The sequence below is a fragment of the Evansella sp. AB-P1 genome, from assembly GCF_029688925.1.
Classification (GTDB): domain Bacteria; phylum Bacillota; class Bacilli; order Bacillales; family Salisediminibacteriaceae; genus Evansella.
The window spans coordinates 163,120-182,492 of the sequence record NZ_JARUKY010000003.1 but is presented as its reverse complement, the minus strand read 5'-3'; the positions used below and the strand labels follow the sequence as shown (position 1 = coordinate 182,492).

Below are 19,373 nucleotides of genomic sequence, written 5' to 3'. Positions count from 1 at the left end.
CCACTAGCGCTTTTCTTATTTGATAGGTTTGGAGGTGTCCTTTGGGAACTTTCACGAATCATTATCCGTATAGGTAAATATGTAACAAAAAAGGCATTGTTTTAGGTTATAGTAATATTACATATAGAGAGAAGGAGGTAAATCGTCATGAAGGAAATATTTAAATATACATTTATTGGATTTATCGTTTTTTTACTTACTTTTTCAACATTCAGTCACGTTTTTGCAGACGTGTCATTTGATGATCAAGCTCACTTTTTTAATGCAGATGAAATACAAATGATTGAAAATGACTATTCGGAAACAAAAAACAATTACTTCATAAAAACAGTAGAAAGCTTGAACAATACAGCGATTGATAAATTGGCTGAAGAAACGTTGAATGACGTTCAAGCAGAGGGCTACGATGCTGTTCTTATCATTTCTGCAGCAGAAAGTGAAGTATATCTTCACGTTGCGCCAGGTAGTCACATCAATCAGCACATCGATCAAATTTCTAGTACAGATCCTTTTGGAGTGCTGTTAGATGAAACCTTTATACCAGCAGCGGGAAATGGTGATTTTTCTGGAGGGCTTACTGCCATGCTAGATCGAGTGGAAGCCTTAGAGGCAACAGATAGTGGTTCTTCACAAGCACCACCGCCTATACCGGAGCAATCTCAAAGTGGATCACAACCTACGGGAACTAGCGGCAATAGCTTTAGTGTAGTGCCGCTGTTACTAGTCATTGGTGTAATTATTGCCTTGATCGGTGCTTTTTACCTGTTTCGTATTCTTACGGAAAAAAAGAAGGTAAGGATACAGGTCAAGGAATTACTAGAGAAGCAACAATCTTTGTTATCCAAAGTATTAGATCCTTATAACAATACTTCTGAAAAACTACAATTGAGCAAAGGACATACTGCATCCATTTTTCAAGACTTAAACGATGAAATTCTTGCACTATTAAACAAAGTAAAACAAAGGGAGAAGGAAATAAAGGAATTAGTGATTCCACAATTTAGTTTTGCTCAATTCCAGAAATCACTGCAGCCCTTTGAGCAGGAAACAAATGCTGACTTGTCCCAGCTAGAGAATTTTACCGAGAAGATTGACAAACACATAAAGAAAGAGTTAGAAACATCATCAAAGCTATTAGAGCTACAGGAAATGTTAGATACATGGAATAAAAAACTTGATAAACTGAAGCTGCAAAATGAACGAGAGTTTAAGAATGTGTTTTTGAAAAAACAACATGTTACCAACAAGCTTGAAGAAGTTATTACCTTACAAGATTCCTTTGATTTTTTAGCAGCATACGAGGAATTAAATGAGGCAGAAGAAATGATTCAAGCTTATCGTGACGAAATTAGCTTACTTGAAAAGCTGTTAAAAGAAGAAGGGTCAATAAGTGGAAATATCAATGAAAGAGAACGAGATGTAAAGTCATTGGTTGAACGTGAACGACTTCTTTTAGTAGATGAAGCACCATATGAATTAATAAATGATGCCCGGAATTACGTAAAGCAGCTCCAACAAGTTATATCAGAAGGAAATGTGTACGAAGGTGAAAAAATTGTTAAAGTAATTCATACGAGGCTAGATGATAGTAAAACAAGAGTAGAGCAGCTAGTTCTTTATCGTGATGAAACGAAAGAAAAGCTTTCAGAGGTTAAATCCCTTATAACGACATATGAGAATGTTGAAGGTTTATTTACAGAAGAGATTGAAAGACTTCGTGCTCACTATACAAAAGAGCATTGGGGACATTTACCTGAAAAATTTTCCGTAATGGAACAGCTAGTGAGTAAAATCAATTCAAGGTTTCCTAAAATTGAAAATCTACTTCATGAAGAGGTTCAGCAGTATAAAAAGAGTCATGAGATAATAACAGAGGTTAATCGTGATTTGCAGACAGTAAAAAATTATTATGAAGAATGCTTCCATCTGTTCAACGTCCTTGGGCAAAAGAAGGAAGGGATGGAGCAATGGGTACAGCAGATTAATACTAAAGTACAGGAATTAGTTATTTCCATTGAAAAAAATCAGCTTCCGTTTAATAAAGGTCAGCTTCAAACCATAAAGGAAAATATTCAAAGAATAGAAAAGGATTTAACAAACCTACCTGTAAATGTAGATGAATTATATCAACAAATTAATGAAGAGCAGCTCCAGCTAGATCGCCTGACCGATGAAATTACACATGCTCTTAATGAAAAAAGAAAAGCAGAAAGAGAATGGCAAGATGTCCTTTCCTCCTATCGAACAGCAGAGAGACGATACGGATTTAATATGTTTGCGTCTACCTATCGTAATCGTTTTCAGTCGTGTGAAACTCAAGTTAAGAGTTACATGAATGAAGGACGTTACAGTGAAGTAATGAGTGAAATTGAAATTGGTAGAAGAATTATCCATGAAATGAAGGACGAACATGATCGCCGTGTCATGCGTCAACGAAGACAAGCACAAATGCATCGTCGAACACCACCATTTGGAGGAGGCGGCTTCGGCAGTGGAGGTGGCTTCGGAGGAGGTGGCCGTTCTGGTGGCGGTTCTAGCTTCGGAGGTCGATCTCGAGGAGGAGGCTCTAGCTTTGGCTCCCGTGGTGGAGGAGGAGGCTTCGGATCTCGTGGTGGGGGAAGAAAGTTTTAAATAAAAAGGCGCTGTTAAGTATCAATGTTGAGGTTTGTCGCTGGAGTCTCGTACCATCCGCAAAAGAATTTCAATAAAATAACACCATCTTCTTACACAGCCAAATAAAAAAGAAAAACACCATTATACGGTGTTTTTTCTTTTGGTCTATTTTCATTTGCATTTGTCCTTACATATTGATTTATTATTCCACATCTTTTTTCTGTAATTTTGCTTTTAAGGCTGCAAGTTCATTATCTACAGCACTATTGGAATCAAGGGCTGAAAGTTCATCGTCCAGTGATTTATTCACATTACGCATTTCCTCAGACGTTTCTGCTTCTGCTTCGTGAAGGATGACCTTTTCCTCCATACGTTGAAAACCACTTTTTGCACCAGTTCCGATACCAGACATGGTTTTATTAATTTTTGAACGAGCTTTGGCACTTTCTGAACGAGCCTTAAGGGAGTCTTTCTTCATTTTCATTTCATTGTATTCGTCTTTCATTTCAAGCAATTTTTCTTTTAGTTCAGTGGAAAGCTTTTGCGCTTCCTCGTAGGATTGCTTTAATGATTCCGCATGATTTTGCTGTTTGTTTTTGTCCTCTAACACTCGTCGTGCTAAATCTTCATCACCAGACTCTAATGCTTTAATCGCCTGTTCTTCTCTTCGTGTGACAAAGGATGCGGCCTCTTCGTATTTGTTTTTTAATACTTTTTCATTTGCGATTTGCTTTGCAACAGCTGCTTCTACCTCTGAAATATCCTTCTCCATATCAACTATAAATTGATCAAGCATTTTTGATGGGTCTTCTGCTTTGTTTAATAGTGAATTTAATTCGGATGATACAATTGTACGTACACGGTTAAAAAAACGAAACATGTAAATCCCCTCCAGATCCATAATAATAATTAAATTTTATCACATTTGATAAAAAAACAACTGTCCTATCTATATAAAAATACGGATAAAACAGCAGAAAGGTTTCATTAATTTTCAGGGGGTGGCGGGTCTTCATTTTCTGTCGTAGGAGGCTTTCCACCTTTATTTGCAAAAAGGTCGTAATTTTCATCATTTGGCAAGTCTATCAAACGAGAGCTTGAAAACACTAGAAAAATTACTATTAGTATCGCTGCAATTATTTTTCCCAAATACTAACCCCACCCTTTTTTACATTATCAGAAGCATCTAAAGCAATTTTTGAATACATGTATGCATCTTTATATTTAAAATTCGCTGCTAAATATTCACTATATTGTTTTGCTAAAGGGATGAGAAATAACCAATTTTTTTTAGCTATATAATAATCAATAACTTTCTTTGTAAGTGATTCGTACTTTTCCTTACTATTTGATAAAAGTGCAATTTTTGCCTCTGTTTCCATAACTAAATATTTTTCACTTCTGTCTTTATCCAGTTGCTTTACTTCCTTCAAAAATTCCTTAGCTTCCTTTATTTTATCAATCTCCATATATGTCTCTATTAGGTTAATGTAGGAGTGTACAATATATTGACTTTTTAGTCGTTTTTTTATTTCTATACTTTTTTTGAAATATTCAATACTAAGTTCCTTCTTCGATTGATTATCAAAAACTAAGCCTAAGTTTTCATAAAAATATTCTTCTAGATCACTATATTGATTACGGGTGGTTATGTTTAACCCTCTTGTAAGAGTATCTTCTGCTTCTTCTAATAATCCTGTCTCTAAATATACTAATCCTAAAAGAGCATAAGTCTTTGAAACTTGATACCACATATTTTCAATTTTATATGCTTCTAAAGCTCTTTTGGCAAAGTTAATGGAGTTTCTATAAGAATGCAAATCCCGTTCGACTATTGCCGTATTATAAAAAATTTTTGCTCGTTCCTTTATTGTTTGGCAATGGGCTATTGCTGAATAGTAATATTCTCTGCTTTTTGAAAAGGATTCTCTTTTTTGATGCCAATGTGCAAAAGTATAATAGTAGTAAAATAGTAAGTCATTTGGAATATCTTCTTCATTCTGTACATAGGGATTGATCTTCTTTTCTATAATTGAAGTTGCAAGCTTTATATTGTTGGTAATGATGTAGTAACTAGCTTTTAAAAGGAAATATTTAAACTCTTGAATAATATTTTCAATATACTCGTATTCATTCTCAATGTGGAGAATCAATTGCTCTACTTTTTTGTATTCTTTATCTTCAAGAGCACTTTCTAATTGTTCTAGTTTTAAGTTTAGATCAATATTTTCATTTTTGTAATTTGTTAAATAGGTAATAGGTACCTCTAACTTTTGTGACAATAGTTCTAAAATATCAGTAGAGATATTAAAACGTCCTGTTTCCATGTTACTGTAATGACTTCTTGAAAGTATAGACTTTGCTACCGATTCTTGGGATAGTCCCCGTTCTTGACGGATACTACATATGCGCCTACCTACATGCATGTTAAACCCCCTCTGCAAAAAAAAGACATTCTATTACTTTTATACTACATAAAGTACTAAATAGTTATCAATTAATTCTATCTATCTAATGAAATAATAAGCAACGATAAAAAATAGAGCCGTTAGACATGAATAAAATGCTGCTTGTTTGTGCTATTTTCTTTTGTTTGGCAGCTACTTAAAAAGAGGGTTTTAGAATAAAAAAGAGAAGAGTTATTTATACATGTAGATGTTCTGTTTTTAACTATTAGTAGTCTGGGAGGAAACATATGAAAAAAGCGCTAATTTTTCAAGGTGGTTGGGAAGGCCATGAACCAGCGGAGGTAGCTGATATTTTGAAGGGAATTTTAGAAGAGGAAGACACTGAAGTGAAAATTACTGACACGTTAGTTACTTTAGAAGAGGAAGAATTGAATTTCTATGATCTAATCGTTCCAAATTGGACACAGGGCAAAATTACGAAAGAACAGCTTCACCTCCTCGTGAAGGCTGTGGAAGGCGGTGTTGGCCTTGCAGGTCTCCATGGAGGGATGGGAGATAGCTTTAGAGAGGCCGTTGACTATCAATTTATGGTTGGAGGTCAATGGGTTGCCCATCCTGGAAATGACGGTGTTAGCTACACTGTTAATATATTGGATCGAGATAATCCTCTAACAAAAGGGATAGAAGATTTCCAGGTTGACTCCGAGCAATACTACATGCATATTGATCCTGCTGTAAAGGTCCATGCCACCACCAAATTTCCAGTGGCACCAGGACCACATATGACGAATGGGGAAGTACATATGCCTGTCGTTTGGACGAAAGGATGGGGCAAAGGGAAGATATATTATTGCTCTCTTGGCCATGTAGCAGAAATCGTTAGGATGCCTGAGGTGAAAGAACTTATGAAAAAAGGAATGCTTTGGGCAACGCGATAAGAATTGGAGGGATTGCAAAATGAAAATAGGAATCATTGGTTGTGGCAATATTAGTGGAATCTATTTAAAGAATTTAATGTCCTTTTCAGAAGTAGAAGTGAAAGCGGTTGCAGATACCGTCAACAGTAAAGCAGAAGCACAAGCGTTAAAATATGGTGTCGATCAGGTTATGACTGTTGAAGACATGCTTAATGATAATGAAATTGAATTGGTGGTTAATTTAACGAATCCAGCCGCACATGCAGATGTTTGTAAAAAAGTATTAGAAGCTGGAAAACACGTATACGTGGAAAAACCGTTAGCTGCAGATCTCGAGGATGGTGAGGCATTAGTTCGTATAGCAAAAGAAAAAAATTTACGAATAGGTTGTGCTCCAGACACATTTTTAGGAGCTGGAATACAAACGTGTAAAAAGCTCATTGATGATGGGGGTATTGGGAGACCGTTATCTGTGTCAGGATTTATGATGAATCCTGGTCACGAAAGCTGGCATCCAGATCCTGCTTTTTATTATGAGCATGGTGGTGGTCCAATGTACGATATGGGACCATATTATTTGACAGCTTTTATTCAGCTACTAGGACCGATTCATCGAGTGACTGCCTCAGCATCTAAAGCTTTTTCAGAACGAACGATTACGAGCAAACAAAAATATGGGGAAATAATGCAAGTAGAAACGCCAACCCATCTTGCAGGAACATTGGATTTTAAAAATGGGATTGTTGGTACACTCATCACAAGTTTCGATACATTTACAACGGTGGACTATCCTAATATTGAAATCTACGGAACAGAGGGAAGTATTCGCGTTCCAGATCCAAATACATTTTCAGGCCCTGTGTTATTAAGGAAGCCTGGAGAAAAAGAGTGGACAAATGTAGAAATAAATCATCAATATAAAGAAAATTCACGTGGTTTAGGAGTTTTGGATATGGTTTATAGTATTCGGAACAATCGTCCCCATCGGGCCAATGGAGTTGTCGGCTTACATGTGTTAGAAGCTATGTACGGTTTTCATTATGCAGCTGAAAAGGGAGTTCATTATGTGTTGAAAAATCAGTGTCAATCTCCAGCACCATTATCGGTGAAAGGCATTTGCAACTAAGTTTTTCCCATAGTGTACGTTCGAGATTGTTTGTGAAAAATTTGGATAAGCATCTTTTTGAAATTATTGTAAGGGGTTACATTTAATTATTCTGCATGTTAATTGATAGAGTAGGAGATGAACTATATATGATAGATAGAAAAAAAGTGGTTGAAAGAAATCACCCAGTAATCAATAAGCTTGAACCGTTATCACCATTGTCTGTTGGGAATGGAGAATTTGCATTTACTGCCGATATTACTGGTTTACAAACGTTTCCTGAGAGCTATGAAATGCCTTTAGGAACACAAAGTCACTGGGGTTGGCACTATACAGATAGCTCCACAAAACATCGTCTTAAGGACTTGTCTTTAGACTCTTATGAAACCTATGGTCGAGAAGTAGGCTACCCTCTTTTTCCAAAAGGAGAGGATGATCACGCATATCACTGGTTAAGGCAGAATCCTCATCGCATCCAACTAGGCCAGTTATCCTTTGTGTTAACAAAAGAAAACGGAAAAAAAGCGGTGATCGAAGACATTGAAGGTATCAATCAAGTTTTACAGCTATGGAATGGAACACTTTATAGTGAATTTCAACTTGAAGGGGTGACAGTTTCCGTAACAACTTCCTGTGATCCTCATTCTGATCAACTAGGAGTAAAGGTAGAATCCTCACTGGTGGAGCAGGGACGTTTGCAAGTTGCTATTCGCTTTCCGAATCCAGATATGACTTCACGAACGTGGGAGGAGTCCATTCAACTAAATTGGAAGAATGATGAAAGACATGAAACGATACTTCAGTCAGAGACAGATGGTGCGGTTCTTATAGAACGGAAGATGGATGAGGATCGCTATTTCGTAAAGTGGTCCTGTGATCATGGGACCTTTGAAAAAACAGGAGTCCATGAATGTACACTAGTACCAAATAAACAACGACGTGAGCTTTGTTTTTCTATAGGCTATTCACTAGATTCTTTAATAGATTTATCGCCTGTGGATACCATTGTAGGAGAAAGTGCCGAATATTGGGAGTCCTTTTGGCGAACAGGAGGAGCAATTGATTTTTCCGGAAGTAGTGACGAACGGGCTACGGAATTAGAACGAAGAGTGGTTCTTTCACAATTTTTAACGGCCATTCATAGTGGTGGATCCATTCCACCTCAAGAAACAGGATTACTATACAATAGTTGGTTTGGAAAATTTCATTTAGAGATGCATTGGTGGCACGGTGCTCACTTTCCACTGTGGGGAAGAGAAGAGATATTGATGAAAAGTATGAATTGGTATAATGAGATTCTTCCATTAGCAAAGGAATTAGCAGTTTCTCAAGGGTATGATGGTGCTCGATGGCCGAAAATGGTAGGGGTAGATGGGGAACAAACGCCTTCAACGATTGCCCCTGTTTTAATATGGCAGCAGCCCCACCCAATCATGTTAGCTGAGTTATGCTATCAAGGGAGTCATAGCCGTGAACTGCTCGTAAGGTGGAGGGAAATTGTATACGAATCAGCAAACTTTATGGCTTCTTATGCCCAATGGGATGAGGAGAAGGAAGCTTATGTTTTAGGGCCTCCGTTAATACCAGCACAAGAGTGTCATAAGCCAGAGGAAAGCTGGAACCCACCATATGAGTTAGAATATTGGAAATATGGATTAGAGCTTGCCGTTCTGTGGGCCGATCGATTAGGGGATGATGTGAATCCGGAATGGGAGGCTGTAGCGAATTCCATGGCTCCTCCACCACAGAAGGATGGCGTGTACCTTGCTCATGAGAATTGTCCAAGCACCTATGAAAGCTTTAATCACGATCATCCTTCCATGGTTGGGGCGTTAGGATTATTACCTGGAGCATTAATTGATAAAGAAGTGATGAAAGCTACATTAAAGCGTGTTCGTGCAGACTGGCAATGGGAAACTGCTTGGGGTTGGGATTTTCCTATGTGCGCAATGACAGCTGCTCGCTTAGGGGAAGGTGAGATGGCCGTTGACTTTTTACTGATGGAAGCAACGAAAAACACGTACTTGCCGAACGGCCATAATTATCAGCGTTCAGATCTTATGGCATACCTTCCTGGTAATGGGGGTCTGTTAACGGCAATTGCTATGATGGCCGCAGGTTGGCAAGGGGCAGCTGACAGGAAGAATCCTGGTTTTCCGGATGATGGAAGCTGGGTAGTAGAATGGGAAGGACTTAAGCCAATTTTGTAGGTAGAACATTTATGTAAGTTGGTGATTTGCACTATGGGGGATAAGAGTACTCTTTCAAAGCTACCACATATCGTGGTTTTGCGGTCGTCTAGAACGCTTCTTATTTTCAGGGTAGACGAAGAAAGAGTCGGTCAATAAGCCTGCAAACAGGAAAAAGCGATTTGCAGGCAAATAGAAGGCAGCCAATAAGCCTGCAAAAGGGAAAAAGCGATTTGCAGGCAAATAGAAGGCAGCCAATAAGCCTGCAAACAGGAAAAAGCGATTTGCAGGCAAATAGAAGGTGTCCAATAAGCCTGCAAAAGGGAAAAAGCGATTTGCAGGCAAATAGAAGGTGTCCAATAAGCCTGCAAACAGGAAAAAGAGGATTTGCAGGTAAATAGAAGGTGTCCAATAAGCCTGCAAAAGGGAAAAAGCGATTTGCAGGCAAATAGAAGGTGTCCAATAAGCCTGCAAATGCGCGCCTCACATCTGCATTTTCTTGTTTTCCCTGCTTTGCAGTTGTCTAGAAGCCCACCATTCTAACGCAAATGACATATACTAATATGTTTATGCCAGCTGAGGCCACATTATGGACATGGTGCAATTTAAAGGGGGAAATAGCTTCATGAAAAGTTCCTCTACATGTTATCACCAAGGAAGCCCACTTTCTAATGGTTGATAAAGTTGTAGGCCCAATGAGTTGATCTTATTTACTAATTTTTCATTGGGTTTAGGGTCAATAAGGTAGAGCTTTGTGTGTGGATGTAAGTTTTCAAGATATTGATCTACTTCATTCTGATCTGCTTTTCCGTAAGAGTGACCAATAATAATAAAGGTATTTATTTCCGAAACGCGATCTAAAAAAGTATGGATTCCGTTTTTAACCCACCTTAAAGAACGTTGGTTGTTATCCTTTTTCGGCGGGATAATATCTGCTTCAAAGCGTGGAATAAACCAGTTATTTTTAGGGATTGTTTGGACATTCCCTTTATCCTTACGTACATTTTCTTCAATATGTATTTCTATAGTTTTCCCATCTGACTTTACATCAAAGTCAATGGATCCATGTGGCTTCATAATTGGAATCCCTTGTTTTTTTTCCGTAGATCCAGTTCGGTAATAGGAAATACCAGCACATTCTAACGCTTTTTCTAACACAAGGTCATAATTAAATGAAATGGCAAAAGCAAAGTGCTCACTATTTTCCTTGAACCATTTTGTCCATTTCCAATCGCATATTAGATTACTTTGCTCCACCTCTATCTGGAAGCTGGCATAGGCGAAGGATAGGAACCTTCGAAGCTGAGAATCTTTGTCAACATTGTAGGCACCACTTTTCATATAAGTTTCAATGGCTTCATAATCATTAGGAATTTGCTTTTCTAACAGAAAAAGTTCATTTTTAATTTCTGGGATATAGTGAAGGAAGTGGTTGTAGGATATTTGATGATTATGAAAGTGTGACAAAGGCTCAGAAGGATTTAAACCTAATTGCTCCGCAAAATCAATTGTAAAACCATTTCCGATAAACAAACAAAATTTATTCATACGAACCCTCCAAACGAACGAATTTTCCTCCTGATTTTGTCAAAAAATAGTACCAAATATAACTAACTAATAAATATAAAACCAATCTACTTATTGTAAAATTTATTTTTTTACAAAAGATAATAATTATGTACTGTAGGTAGTAAATGCTTTATTAACATAATTTGTCTATTTCGTCCAACAGTAGCGAATGAAATGGTATAATTAGTCCATAAGACCTATAAAGGAGAATTGGATGTTACAGACCTTATTTTTAAAAAACAAAGAAGAATTCAATACATTTATTGATTATATGGTGGATGCTATTTTCGTAATGGAAGTAGAAAAGGAAGGGCCTTTTTTTCGCTATATTATGGTAAATAAAGAAGGGCTGCGACAGTCTGGTTTAAATAAAGATGTTATAGGAAAAAGAATAGAAGAGGTTATGCCTAGTGATGCTGCTAGCTTTTTTATAGAACAATATAAAAAAGCACTACAAAAAAAAGAACCCTATACCTATGAATACCAATCAAAGGATGGGTGTGTTGGAGAATCTATTTTAACACCATTAGTAGATGATGAAACAAATGAAGTGTCTTATATTTTTGCAGTAACAAGGGATATTACAAAAAGAAAAAAAGCTGAAAGGCTACTTCAACAAAGTGAACAAAAGTATCAGTCGTTAGTTGAGTTTAACTCCCAAACAGTGTTATCTATGGATTTAAAAGGAATTATCCAAAAAGTAAATAAGATGGGGGAGAAGTTATCTGGATATAGTCTAGAAGAGATTGTTGGGAGCTCGTTCGTTCCCTATTTAGAACTATCGGAAGTAAATAAGACTTTCGAACACTTTGAAAAAGCGATCCGAGGAGAATCACAGGAATACAAAACAAAACTAATTCATAAAGAAGGCTATATTATTGAATGCGCAGTAAAGAATGTTCCGATGATTGTTGACGGAGAAGTAATAGGTGTTTTTGGAATTCTTCAAGATATAACGGAAGAAAATAGAGTGAATAAAGCCATTAAAGAAAGTGAGGAACGGTATAGTCAGCTTATTAATCAATCACCTGACGCCATATTGATTCACCGAGATGGATTTATTGAATTCGGAAATGAAGCAGCAAAAGACCTTCTTGAGATAGGGGGGAGTCAGCAGCTAATTGGGAAATCCATATTTGATTTTCATCCAATTCGTACCCGTAATCAAGTAAAGAAGAATATAGAGAAACTTGCAAAAAGCTCTGCTAAATCAGATTTAGTAGAAGAACGAATTACAACCATTAATGGAAATGAAATTGACGTGGAAGTGTCTAGGATGGAAATCATGTTTAAAGGAAACAAAGCGATTCATTCTGTCATAAGGGATATATCACTACGAAAGAGAATGGAGGTAGCCCTAAGAAAAAGTGAGGAAAGGTATCGATTAATTGCTGAAAATACACGAGACCTTGTCCAACTGGTAGATGTGGATCAAAAAATTGTTTATGCATCCCCTTCTCATAAGAGAGTACTGGGATATGTGTCATCACAGTTAATGGACAAATCCTTCAGGAGCTATATTCAATATGACGATAAAGAAAAATATGATGAGGTTTTTAACAAGATAGTAATTGGTAAATCCCATTATTCGACTGAACTAAAGGTTCTGCACGAAACAGGGCGTTTATTATGGTTAAATCTTGATTTCATTTCCATTAAAAATGATGATGAGGAAATTGAAAAAGTATTAATCGTTGGAGAAGATATAACAAAACGGAAGGAATATGAATTTAAAGTTCATCAGATGGCTTATTATGATCAATTAACAACTCTTCCAAATCGAAGTTTATTGAAGGAACGAATGAATGAAGCTATGGAGAAAGCAGAACAAAAGGGCAATCAAGTAGCTCTCCTTTATGTAGATTGCGATAACTTTAAGCCAATTAATGATGAATTAGGTCACGATGCAGGTGATGTTTTTCTCCAGACTTTAGCAAATAGATTAAGAAGTTCCGTTCGTGAAGAAGATACAGTTGCCCGAATCGGTGGAGATGAATTTAATATTTTATTACCTAATATAGATGATGAAAAACAAGTAACAGAAGTAGTGGAAAATATTATGGCAGAAACGAGAAAACCATGGACGTATGATGGAGTAGAATGGGTTGTTACGATGAGTATCGGAATAGCGTTATATCCTACTGACGGAAAAACGATGAATGAGGTTGTTAAGAAAGCAGATGTAGCGTTATATACTGTTAAAGAGAAAGGAAGAAATGATTATCGATGGTATGAGAAAGGATAGTCCTCCCATGCGAATGGTGCTTTTTACCATGGGGGATGAAAATGATTTTAATCCAATTGGAATGAGTGAAATCCCACGAGACTCCAGTGGGAAAAGCAACAGGTGAAGACCCGACACTTCGGCACATAAGTGCGAAGTGTGGAGGCTGAGGCGTTGCCCACGGAATGCGAATTGTGGTGTAGCGAATGAATAAGAATATCTATATTAGGATTATCTATTTCCGAAGATAGACAAGAGGTCTCATAGAGTTTTACACGGTACAGTGATCTGGTATTTGGTTAAGTACAATTAAATATACTACTCAAACAAAAAGGGGGTTGAAGTATGGTAGAAACACCATTATAATTACCATTATTTAGTTTTTATGTTATGTGCGGTTTGGAAATTGTGAGATGGAAGAATCCATATGTGATCTTTTCATGCATGTAATTATAAATCCTAGGTACCACACAAAATGTGAGTTTGGAACGCAACCATGTTCATATGTAAATTGTGTTTATGGAGGTTTTTCACTTGGGAGACAATTGTTCTGGAAATAATAGGGGAAAGGGTTTTACTAACTCTAAAAAAATGGATAAGAGTATTGAAACAAATGAGGCTATAAGGGATTACACAGCTAATGATAGAAATGACGATCCATATGTAAAAATGGAACATCAGTCTATTCAAAATAGCTTAAAGGAACCTGCACACATTAAAACATATGAGTCCCTTTTTTTTAATAGTCCATACTCCATTTTTTTTCTAAGTGTAGAGGGGATCATCATAGATGTTAACCCTGCAGCGGAAAAGCTAATGGAGTTTCCCAAAAAGGAAATGCTAGGTCGTCATTATCGATTTTTTCTTGATGAAGCTGATATAGCATATACAGATGATTATTTTAATAAAGCAATCAAAGGGGAAGCATTGTCCTTTCAAATAACCTCTATGAATAAGACTGGAAAAAGGCTTGCGTTACATTGTACATATATACCTATTGAAAATAATGATGTAATACAAGGGGTTCATGGAATTGTGCAAGATTACACCACACTTCTAGAATCAGAAGAAAAGTATCGAAGATTAGTTGAAAATTCTCTATTTGGTGTATATATTATCCAAAATGGAAGATTTATTTTGGCTAATGCATGCTTTTGTGAAATGTTAGGGTTTGATAAAGAGCAGGATATCATCGGCCAACGTGCAAGTGATTTCATTTATAAGCAGGATATAGAGGAAGTAAATAATTTTTTTAACAAAAGTATATTAGTGTCATCTCGTCAGAATAAAGAATCCCAGCTACAGTCTAGATTAGTGGATAGGAACGGGAATGTATTACACGTGGAAATATACGGAGCAGTCATTCAGTATGAGGGTGAAAGAGCCTTTACTGGAACGGTTATTAATAAAACAGAACAAGTTAAAATGGAAGAGGACATAGAAAAGCAGAAAAAGGAGTTAGTTTTAAGTAAGTACCGCTATCAAGCGTTAGTTAAAAATTCCTATGATGTCGTTAGTATTGCAAATAAAGACGGAATTATTACGTATCAAAGTCCGACAGGGGAGAAGGTATTAGGATACAAAGCATCGGAAAGAGTAGGGAAATCCATATTTGAACTCGTTCATCCAGAGGACCGTGAATATATGGAGACCCTTTTTCGTGCTATTTTAAAAGACTCACAGGACCAATTGAAATTTCACGTTAAGCTTCAACATGCTGACGGTAGCTGGCGTTTGTTTGAGGTTGTAGGGAATAATTTATTAAACGAACCAAGTGTTGCTGGTATTGTCTTTAATTATTTTGATGTAACTGAGATGAATGATACGAAGCAACAGCTAATTGAAGCCTATTATTATGATAGTTTAACTTCACTTCCAAATCGCAATAAATTTGAAAGTATCTTAAAGGAGATGCTTGAATACTCGAAAAAAAATAAAAAGCAATTTGTACTTATGTTTTTAGACTTGGATCGCTTTAAATTGGTAAATGACACTTTAGGTCATTCTACTGGTGATGAACTTATTAAGAAGGTGGCCAAACGTATTAGAAACACAATAGGCAGTGGATCCTTTTTTGGACGGCAAGGTGGGGATGAATTCGTCATCTTGTTACCGGAATCTTCTCTTGACGAAGCAACAGCAGTAGCTAAGAAAATTCTTCATTCCTTCCAAGAATCATTTATTTTAAATGATTATGAAATTAATATTACAACTAGTATTGGAATTTGCTTATACCCTGATTCTGGGGAAGATAAAGAATCGTTAACGAAAAATGCAGATATTGCTATGTATCGGGCAAAGGAAAACGGGACAAATAGCTACGAGATTTTTAGTTCCAAGATGGATGTAGGTACATATAAGACATTCACCCTTGTGAATAGTCTCCGGAAAGCAATTACAAATAACGAGTTAACCTTATTATATCAACCGATCGTGAGCACTGAATCAAAGGAGATCGTTGGCTCTGAGGCACTTGTCCGTTGGAACCATCCAACTTGGGGGATGATTTCCCCAGCAGAATTTATACCATTGGCTGAAAACAACGGTCTAATTATTCCATTAGGGAACTGGGTGTTACGAAAAGCGTGTGAACAGAATAAGCTTTGGCAAAAACAAGGCCTTACACCAATTAAAATTTCCGTCAATTTTTCAACCTTACAATTATTGCAGGCAGATTTATATGAAACTGTGTCAGATATTTTGGAAGAAACAGAAATGAATCCTCGCTTTTTAGTCATTGAAATCACGGAAAATATTTTGTTGAACGAAAATAAACAAACATTACAAGCAATTCAACAGCTTAAGGATCTTGGTGTAAAATTCGCTATTGATGATTTTGGGACTGGCTATTCTTCTATTATGTATTTAAGAAATTTAGATATAGATATTTTAAAAATAGACCAATCTTTTATGAAAGAGATTGAGAAAAGTGAAAACCAGGACATTTTTTCCACTCTTGTGAATTTAGCAATGAATTTAAATTTAGATGTTGTGGTGGAAGGTGTGGAGTCTAAGGAGCAATTTTCTATTGTTAACCAATTTAAATGCAGGGAAGTGCAAGGGTACTACTTCAGTCGACCTATACCACCGATGGAATTTCAATATTTATTATTTGAAGGTGTTACTAATTCTGCCGTTTTAGAACAACAAGCGCCGTACAAACCATTAGAAGAAAAGGATAGACGCGCTTATTCAAGAATAGAATTTTCTGCCCCTTTAAAAGGGCACATGACTATCCAATCAATAGGTGAGAAAAAGGTGAATATCGGTAATACTAAAATTTTAATAGAAAATATAAGCGCAGGAGGACTTAGGTTTATGTCTGACATTCAACTTCCTGTCAGAAGAAACATTAAAATAAAAATTGGAGTTCAGTTAGTTGATGAATATGTAGAGCAACTGGCAAGAATCGTTTGGAGAAATGAAGAAGATAATGGTATGAAGCAGTACGGTATAGAGTTTTTAATAGATGATGAGGAACGGGAGCACTTGCAACAAAAGTTATCTATATTAGCAAATGAAATAGACAAGAAGTAAAAGGGAAATCTCATTTTTTTCAAAATATTGTATGTTTTTGTCGTTTTTTTGACGTTCAAGTTCGCCTCATACTTTGGTAAAATAATCATAGCAAGAAGATCAAAATGGAACATAAAGGAGACCTGGACGAACAATGAGCTGGAAAACACAATACGAAAGATGGATCAGCACTCCGAACTTGAATACGGAATACAAAGATGAATTAGAGCAGATGAAGGATAATGAAGAAAAGCTGGAGGATGCTTTTTATAAGAACCTTGAATTCGGTACAGGTGGCTTACGAGGTGAACTTGGGGCTGGTACGAATCGCATGAACTTGTATACTGTCCGGAAAGCAACAGAAGGATTAGCTCAATTCATTAAATCACAAGGGGCAGAAGCTGTTCAACGAGGGGTTGCAATCGCGTATGATTGCCGTCACATGTCACCAGAATTTAGCTTAGAAGCAGCAAAAACTCTAGGTTATCACGGCATTAAAACATACTTATTCTCAAGCCTTCGTCCTACGCCAGTGTTATCCTTTGCCGTAAGATATTTGAATGCATATGCTGGAATTGTTGTTACAGCAAGTCACAATCCTCCAGAATATAACGGCTATAAAGCATACGGTCCTGATGGTGGGCAAGTACCTCCTAAAATGGCGGAGGAAATTATTAGCTATGTTAATCAAATAGAAAATGAATTAGAAGTAAATGTGAAGGAAGAAGCTGAGCTCCTTGAAGCAGGACTCCTTACATATATTGATAAAGAGGTAGACGAAGCCTATTACGAAAAACTTCTTACTCTTATTGAAAACCAAGAAGTTATTAATGACATGAAGGACGACTTAAGCATCGTTTTTACACCGTTACATGGTACGGCAAACATACCAGTGCAAGAAGGATTAAAGCGGATGGGCTTTACAAATGTTACTGTTGTCAAAGAGCAAGCGGATCCTGATCCTAATTTTTCAACGGTAAAATCTCCTAACCCAGAAGAACACGAAGCATTCGCATTAGCCATGGAATATGGAGAAAAACTTAATGGAGACATCCTTATTGGAACAGATCCTGATGCAGACCGCGTTGGAGTAGCTGTTAAAAATGCAGAAGGAGAGTATCAAGTTTTAACAGGAAACCAAGTAGGTGCACTTATCTTACATTATTTATTAGAGCAGAAAAAAGCAAAAGGTGAGCTTGATCCAAATTATAAAGTCATTAAAACGATCGTAACGTCAGAAATAGGCCGAAAGCTAGCAGAGTCTTACGGAATTGAGATGATGGATACGTTAACGGGCTTTAAGTTTATTGGGGAAAAAATTAAAGAGTTCGAATCGGATGAAAGAAAGTTTTTATTCGGCTATGAAGAAAGCTACGGCTACCTAATTGGAGACTTCGCCCGAGATAAGGATGCTGTTCAAATTTGTCTAATGGCTGCAGAAGTTGCAGCTTACTACAAAAAACAAGGAAAATCTTTGTTGGATGGACTAAATGAAATTTTTGAGAAGTTTGGTTACTATAAAGAAGATCTTGTCTCCTTAACCTTAAAAGGAATAGCAGGAGTGAAGCAAATAAATAAAATTATGTCTGACTTCCGAGCTCAACCTCCAATGTCATTAGGTGGTCGAGTGGTAGAGGTTCTAGAAGATTACCAGGAGCAAGTAACGAAGGATATTGCCACTGGAGATACTTCTCCGATTGATTTGCCTAGATCTAATGTACTGAAGTTTTGGTTATCCGGTAAATCGTGGGTTGCTTTACGCCCATCTGGAACAGAGCCGAAAATTAAATTTTACTTCGGTGTAAATAGCCAATCGGAAGAAGAGTGTACTCAACTATTAGAAACGTTGAAAGATGATGTGTTAGATCGGGTGCAATAATCACTTGATGTTAACTTGTCTTAGAATAATGGGATAAATCAAACAAACAGGGTGACATGAATAATGTCATCCTGTTTGTTTTGTTTACTAGGAAATTTTAGATATCAACCTTGTGGAAATTTTTTTTTTTTGTTTTGGTGATGAGAGAACGGCTTGCTTTGTTCTTATATAATCTTGGAAACAGTAAGAAAGAAGATTTGCAGGCACATAGGGTGCGTCCAATGAGCCTGCAAAAGGGGAAAAGAGGATTTGCAGGCGCATAGAAGCTGTCCAATGAGCCTGCAAAAGGGGAAAAGAGGATTTGCAGGCGCATAGAAGCTGTCCAATAAGCCTGCAAAAGGGGAAAAGAGGTTTGCAGGAGGATAGGAAGCGTCCAATAAGCCTGCAAAAGGGGAAAGGATGGTTTGCAGGTATATAGAAAGGGTCCAATAAGCCTGCAAAAGGGGAAAAGAGGATTTGCAGGCATATAGACCGCCGCCAATAAGCCTGCAAAAGGGGAAAAGAGGTTTGCAGGAGGATAGGAAGCGTCCAATAAGCCTGCAAAAGGAAAAAGCAGGATTGCAGGCGCATAGAAGCTGTCCAATAAGCCTGCAAAAGGGGAAAAGAGGATTTGCAGGCGAATAGAAGTTTGTCAATAAGCCTGCAAAAGGGGAAATGGAGATTTGCAGGCGTATAGAAGGCAGCCAATAAGCCTGCAAAAGGGGAAAAGAGGATTTGCAGGCGCATAGAAGCTGTCCAATGAGCCTGCAAAAGGGAAAAAGAGATTTGCAGGCAAATAGAAGCTGCTCAATAAGCCTGCAAAAGGGAAAAGAAGAAATGATAAGATTCTTAGCTACTTCATTCCATATTTCCCCATATATGCGAACGTCCATCCCAATTTATAGCTACCGCATTTCATGATTTCCCTGCATTGCGGTTGCCTAGACCACTTCTTCTTTTCACGATTGTCCTTC

Annotated in this window: 13 protein-coding genes; 7 read left to right on the top strand and 6 right to left on the bottom strand. The window is 37.1% G+C overall.

Going from position 1 to position 19,373, the window contains the following annotated elements; translation table 11 throughout:
* Positions 1-147 precede the first annotated feature (147 nt).
* Positions 148-2,631 carry a septation ring formation regulator EzrA gene (locus tag QA612_RS04415; RefSeq protein WP_278282553.1) on the top strand — a complete coding sequence of 828 codons (2,484 nt, stop codon included), beginning with the start codon at positions 148-150 and terminating at the stop codon, positions 2,629-2,631.
* 184 nt (positions 2,632-2,815) lie between these two features.
* On the opposite strand, the gene QA612_RS04410 is transcribed toward QA612_RS04415, so the two are convergent.
* The 3 genes from QA612_RS04410 to QA612_RS04400 all read right to left on the bottom strand — a co-directional run bounded on the left by QA612_RS04410 (position 2,816) and on the right by QA612_RS04400 (position 5,039).
* Positions 2,816-3,493, bottom strand: coding sequence for a PspA/IM30 family protein (locus QA612_RS04410; RefSeq protein ID WP_278282552.1), 678 nt, complete (start codon positions 3,491-3,493; stop codon positions 2,816-2,818).
* A gap of 107 nt (positions 3,494-3,600) precedes the next feature.
* A complete protein-coding gene (locus tag QA612_RS04405) occupies positions 3,601-3,762 on the bottom strand; it encodes a hypothetical protein (protein ID WP_278282551.1) in 162 nt (53 codons plus the stop codon).
* Complete coding sequence (locus tag QA612_RS04400; RefSeq protein WP_278282550.1) at positions 3,750-5,039, bottom strand: helix-turn-helix domain-containing protein; 1,290 nt, start codon at positions 5,037-5,039, stop codon at positions 3,750-3,752. The genes QA612_RS04405 and QA612_RS04400 overlap by 13 nt, the downstream gene beginning before the upstream one ends.
* A gap of 269 nt (positions 5,040-5,308) precedes the next feature.
* On the opposite strand from QA612_RS04400, the gene QA612_RS04395 reads away from it, so the two are divergent.
* The 3 genes from QA612_RS04395 (at position 5,309) to QA612_RS04385 (ending at position 9,253) form a co-directional block, all read left to right on the top strand.
* Positions 5,309-5,959, top strand: coding sequence for a ThuA domain-containing protein (locus QA612_RS04395; RefSeq protein ID WP_278282549.1), 651 nt, complete (start codon positions 5,309-5,311; stop codon positions 5,957-5,959).
* Between the two features lie 19 nt (positions 5,960-5,978).
* Positions 5,979-7,064: a Gfo/Idh/MocA family protein gene (locus QA612_RS04390; protein WP_278282548.1), complete on the top strand. Its 1,086-nt coding sequence runs from the start codon at positions 5,979-5,981 to the stop codon at positions 7,062-7,064.
* Between the two features lie 128 nt (positions 7,065-7,192).
* A complete protein-coding gene (locus tag QA612_RS04385) occupies positions 7,193-9,253 on the top strand; it encodes a glycoside hydrolase family 65 (RefSeq protein ID WP_278282547.1) in 2,061 nt (686 codons plus the stop codon).
* Between the two features lie 60 nt (positions 9,254-9,313).
* Here QA612_RS04385 and QA612_RS04380 read toward each other — a convergent pair whose 3' ends face one another.
* The gene (locus QA612_RS04380; RefSeq protein ID WP_278282546.1) at positions 9,314-9,706 is read right to left on the bottom strand and encodes a hypothetical protein; all 393 of its coding nucleotides are present in this window, start codon (positions 9,704-9,706) and stop codon (positions 9,314-9,316) included.
* A 174-nt stretch (positions 9,707-9,880) separates the two neighbouring features.
* Positions 9,881-10,780 (bottom strand): SIR2 family protein, encoded by a 900-nt coding sequence (locus QA612_RS04375; protein ID WP_278282545.1) that lies wholly within the window; start codon positions 10,778-10,780, stop codon positions 9,881-9,883.
* Positions 10,781-11,015: 235 nt separating this feature from the next.
* On the opposite strand from QA612_RS04375, the gene QA612_RS04370 reads away from it, so the two are divergent.
* The 3 genes from QA612_RS04370 to QA612_RS04360 all read left to right on the top strand — a co-directional run bounded on the left by QA612_RS04370 (position 11,016) and on the right by QA612_RS04360 (position 18,420).
* On the top strand, positions 11,016-13,046 hold the full coding sequence (locus QA612_RS04370; RefSeq protein WP_278282544.1) for a PAS domain S-box protein: 2,031 nt from the start codon (positions 11,016-11,018) through the stop codon (positions 13,044-13,046).
* A gap of 513 nt (positions 13,047-13,559) precedes the next feature.
* The gene (locus QA612_RS04365) at positions 13,560-16,562 is read left to right on the top strand and encodes an EAL domain-containing protein (protein WP_278282543.1); all 3,003 of its coding nucleotides are present in this window, start codon (positions 13,560-13,562) and stop codon (positions 16,560-16,562) included.
* A 133-nt stretch (positions 16,563-16,695) separates the two neighbouring features.
* A complete protein-coding gene (locus tag QA612_RS04360) occupies positions 16,696-18,420 on the top strand; it encodes a phospho-sugar mutase (RefSeq protein ID WP_278282542.1) in 1,725 nt (574 codons plus the stop codon).
* A gap of 164 nt (positions 18,421-18,584) precedes the next feature.
* Here the strand turns inward: QA612_RS04360 and QA612_RS04355 are convergent, their stop codons facing one another.
* The gene (locus QA612_RS04355; RefSeq protein ID WP_278282541.1) at positions 18,585-19,292 is read right to left on the bottom strand and encodes a hypothetical protein; all 708 of its coding nucleotides are present in this window, start codon (positions 19,290-19,292) and stop codon (positions 18,585-18,587) included.
* Positions 19,293-19,373: the final 81 nt, after the last annotated feature.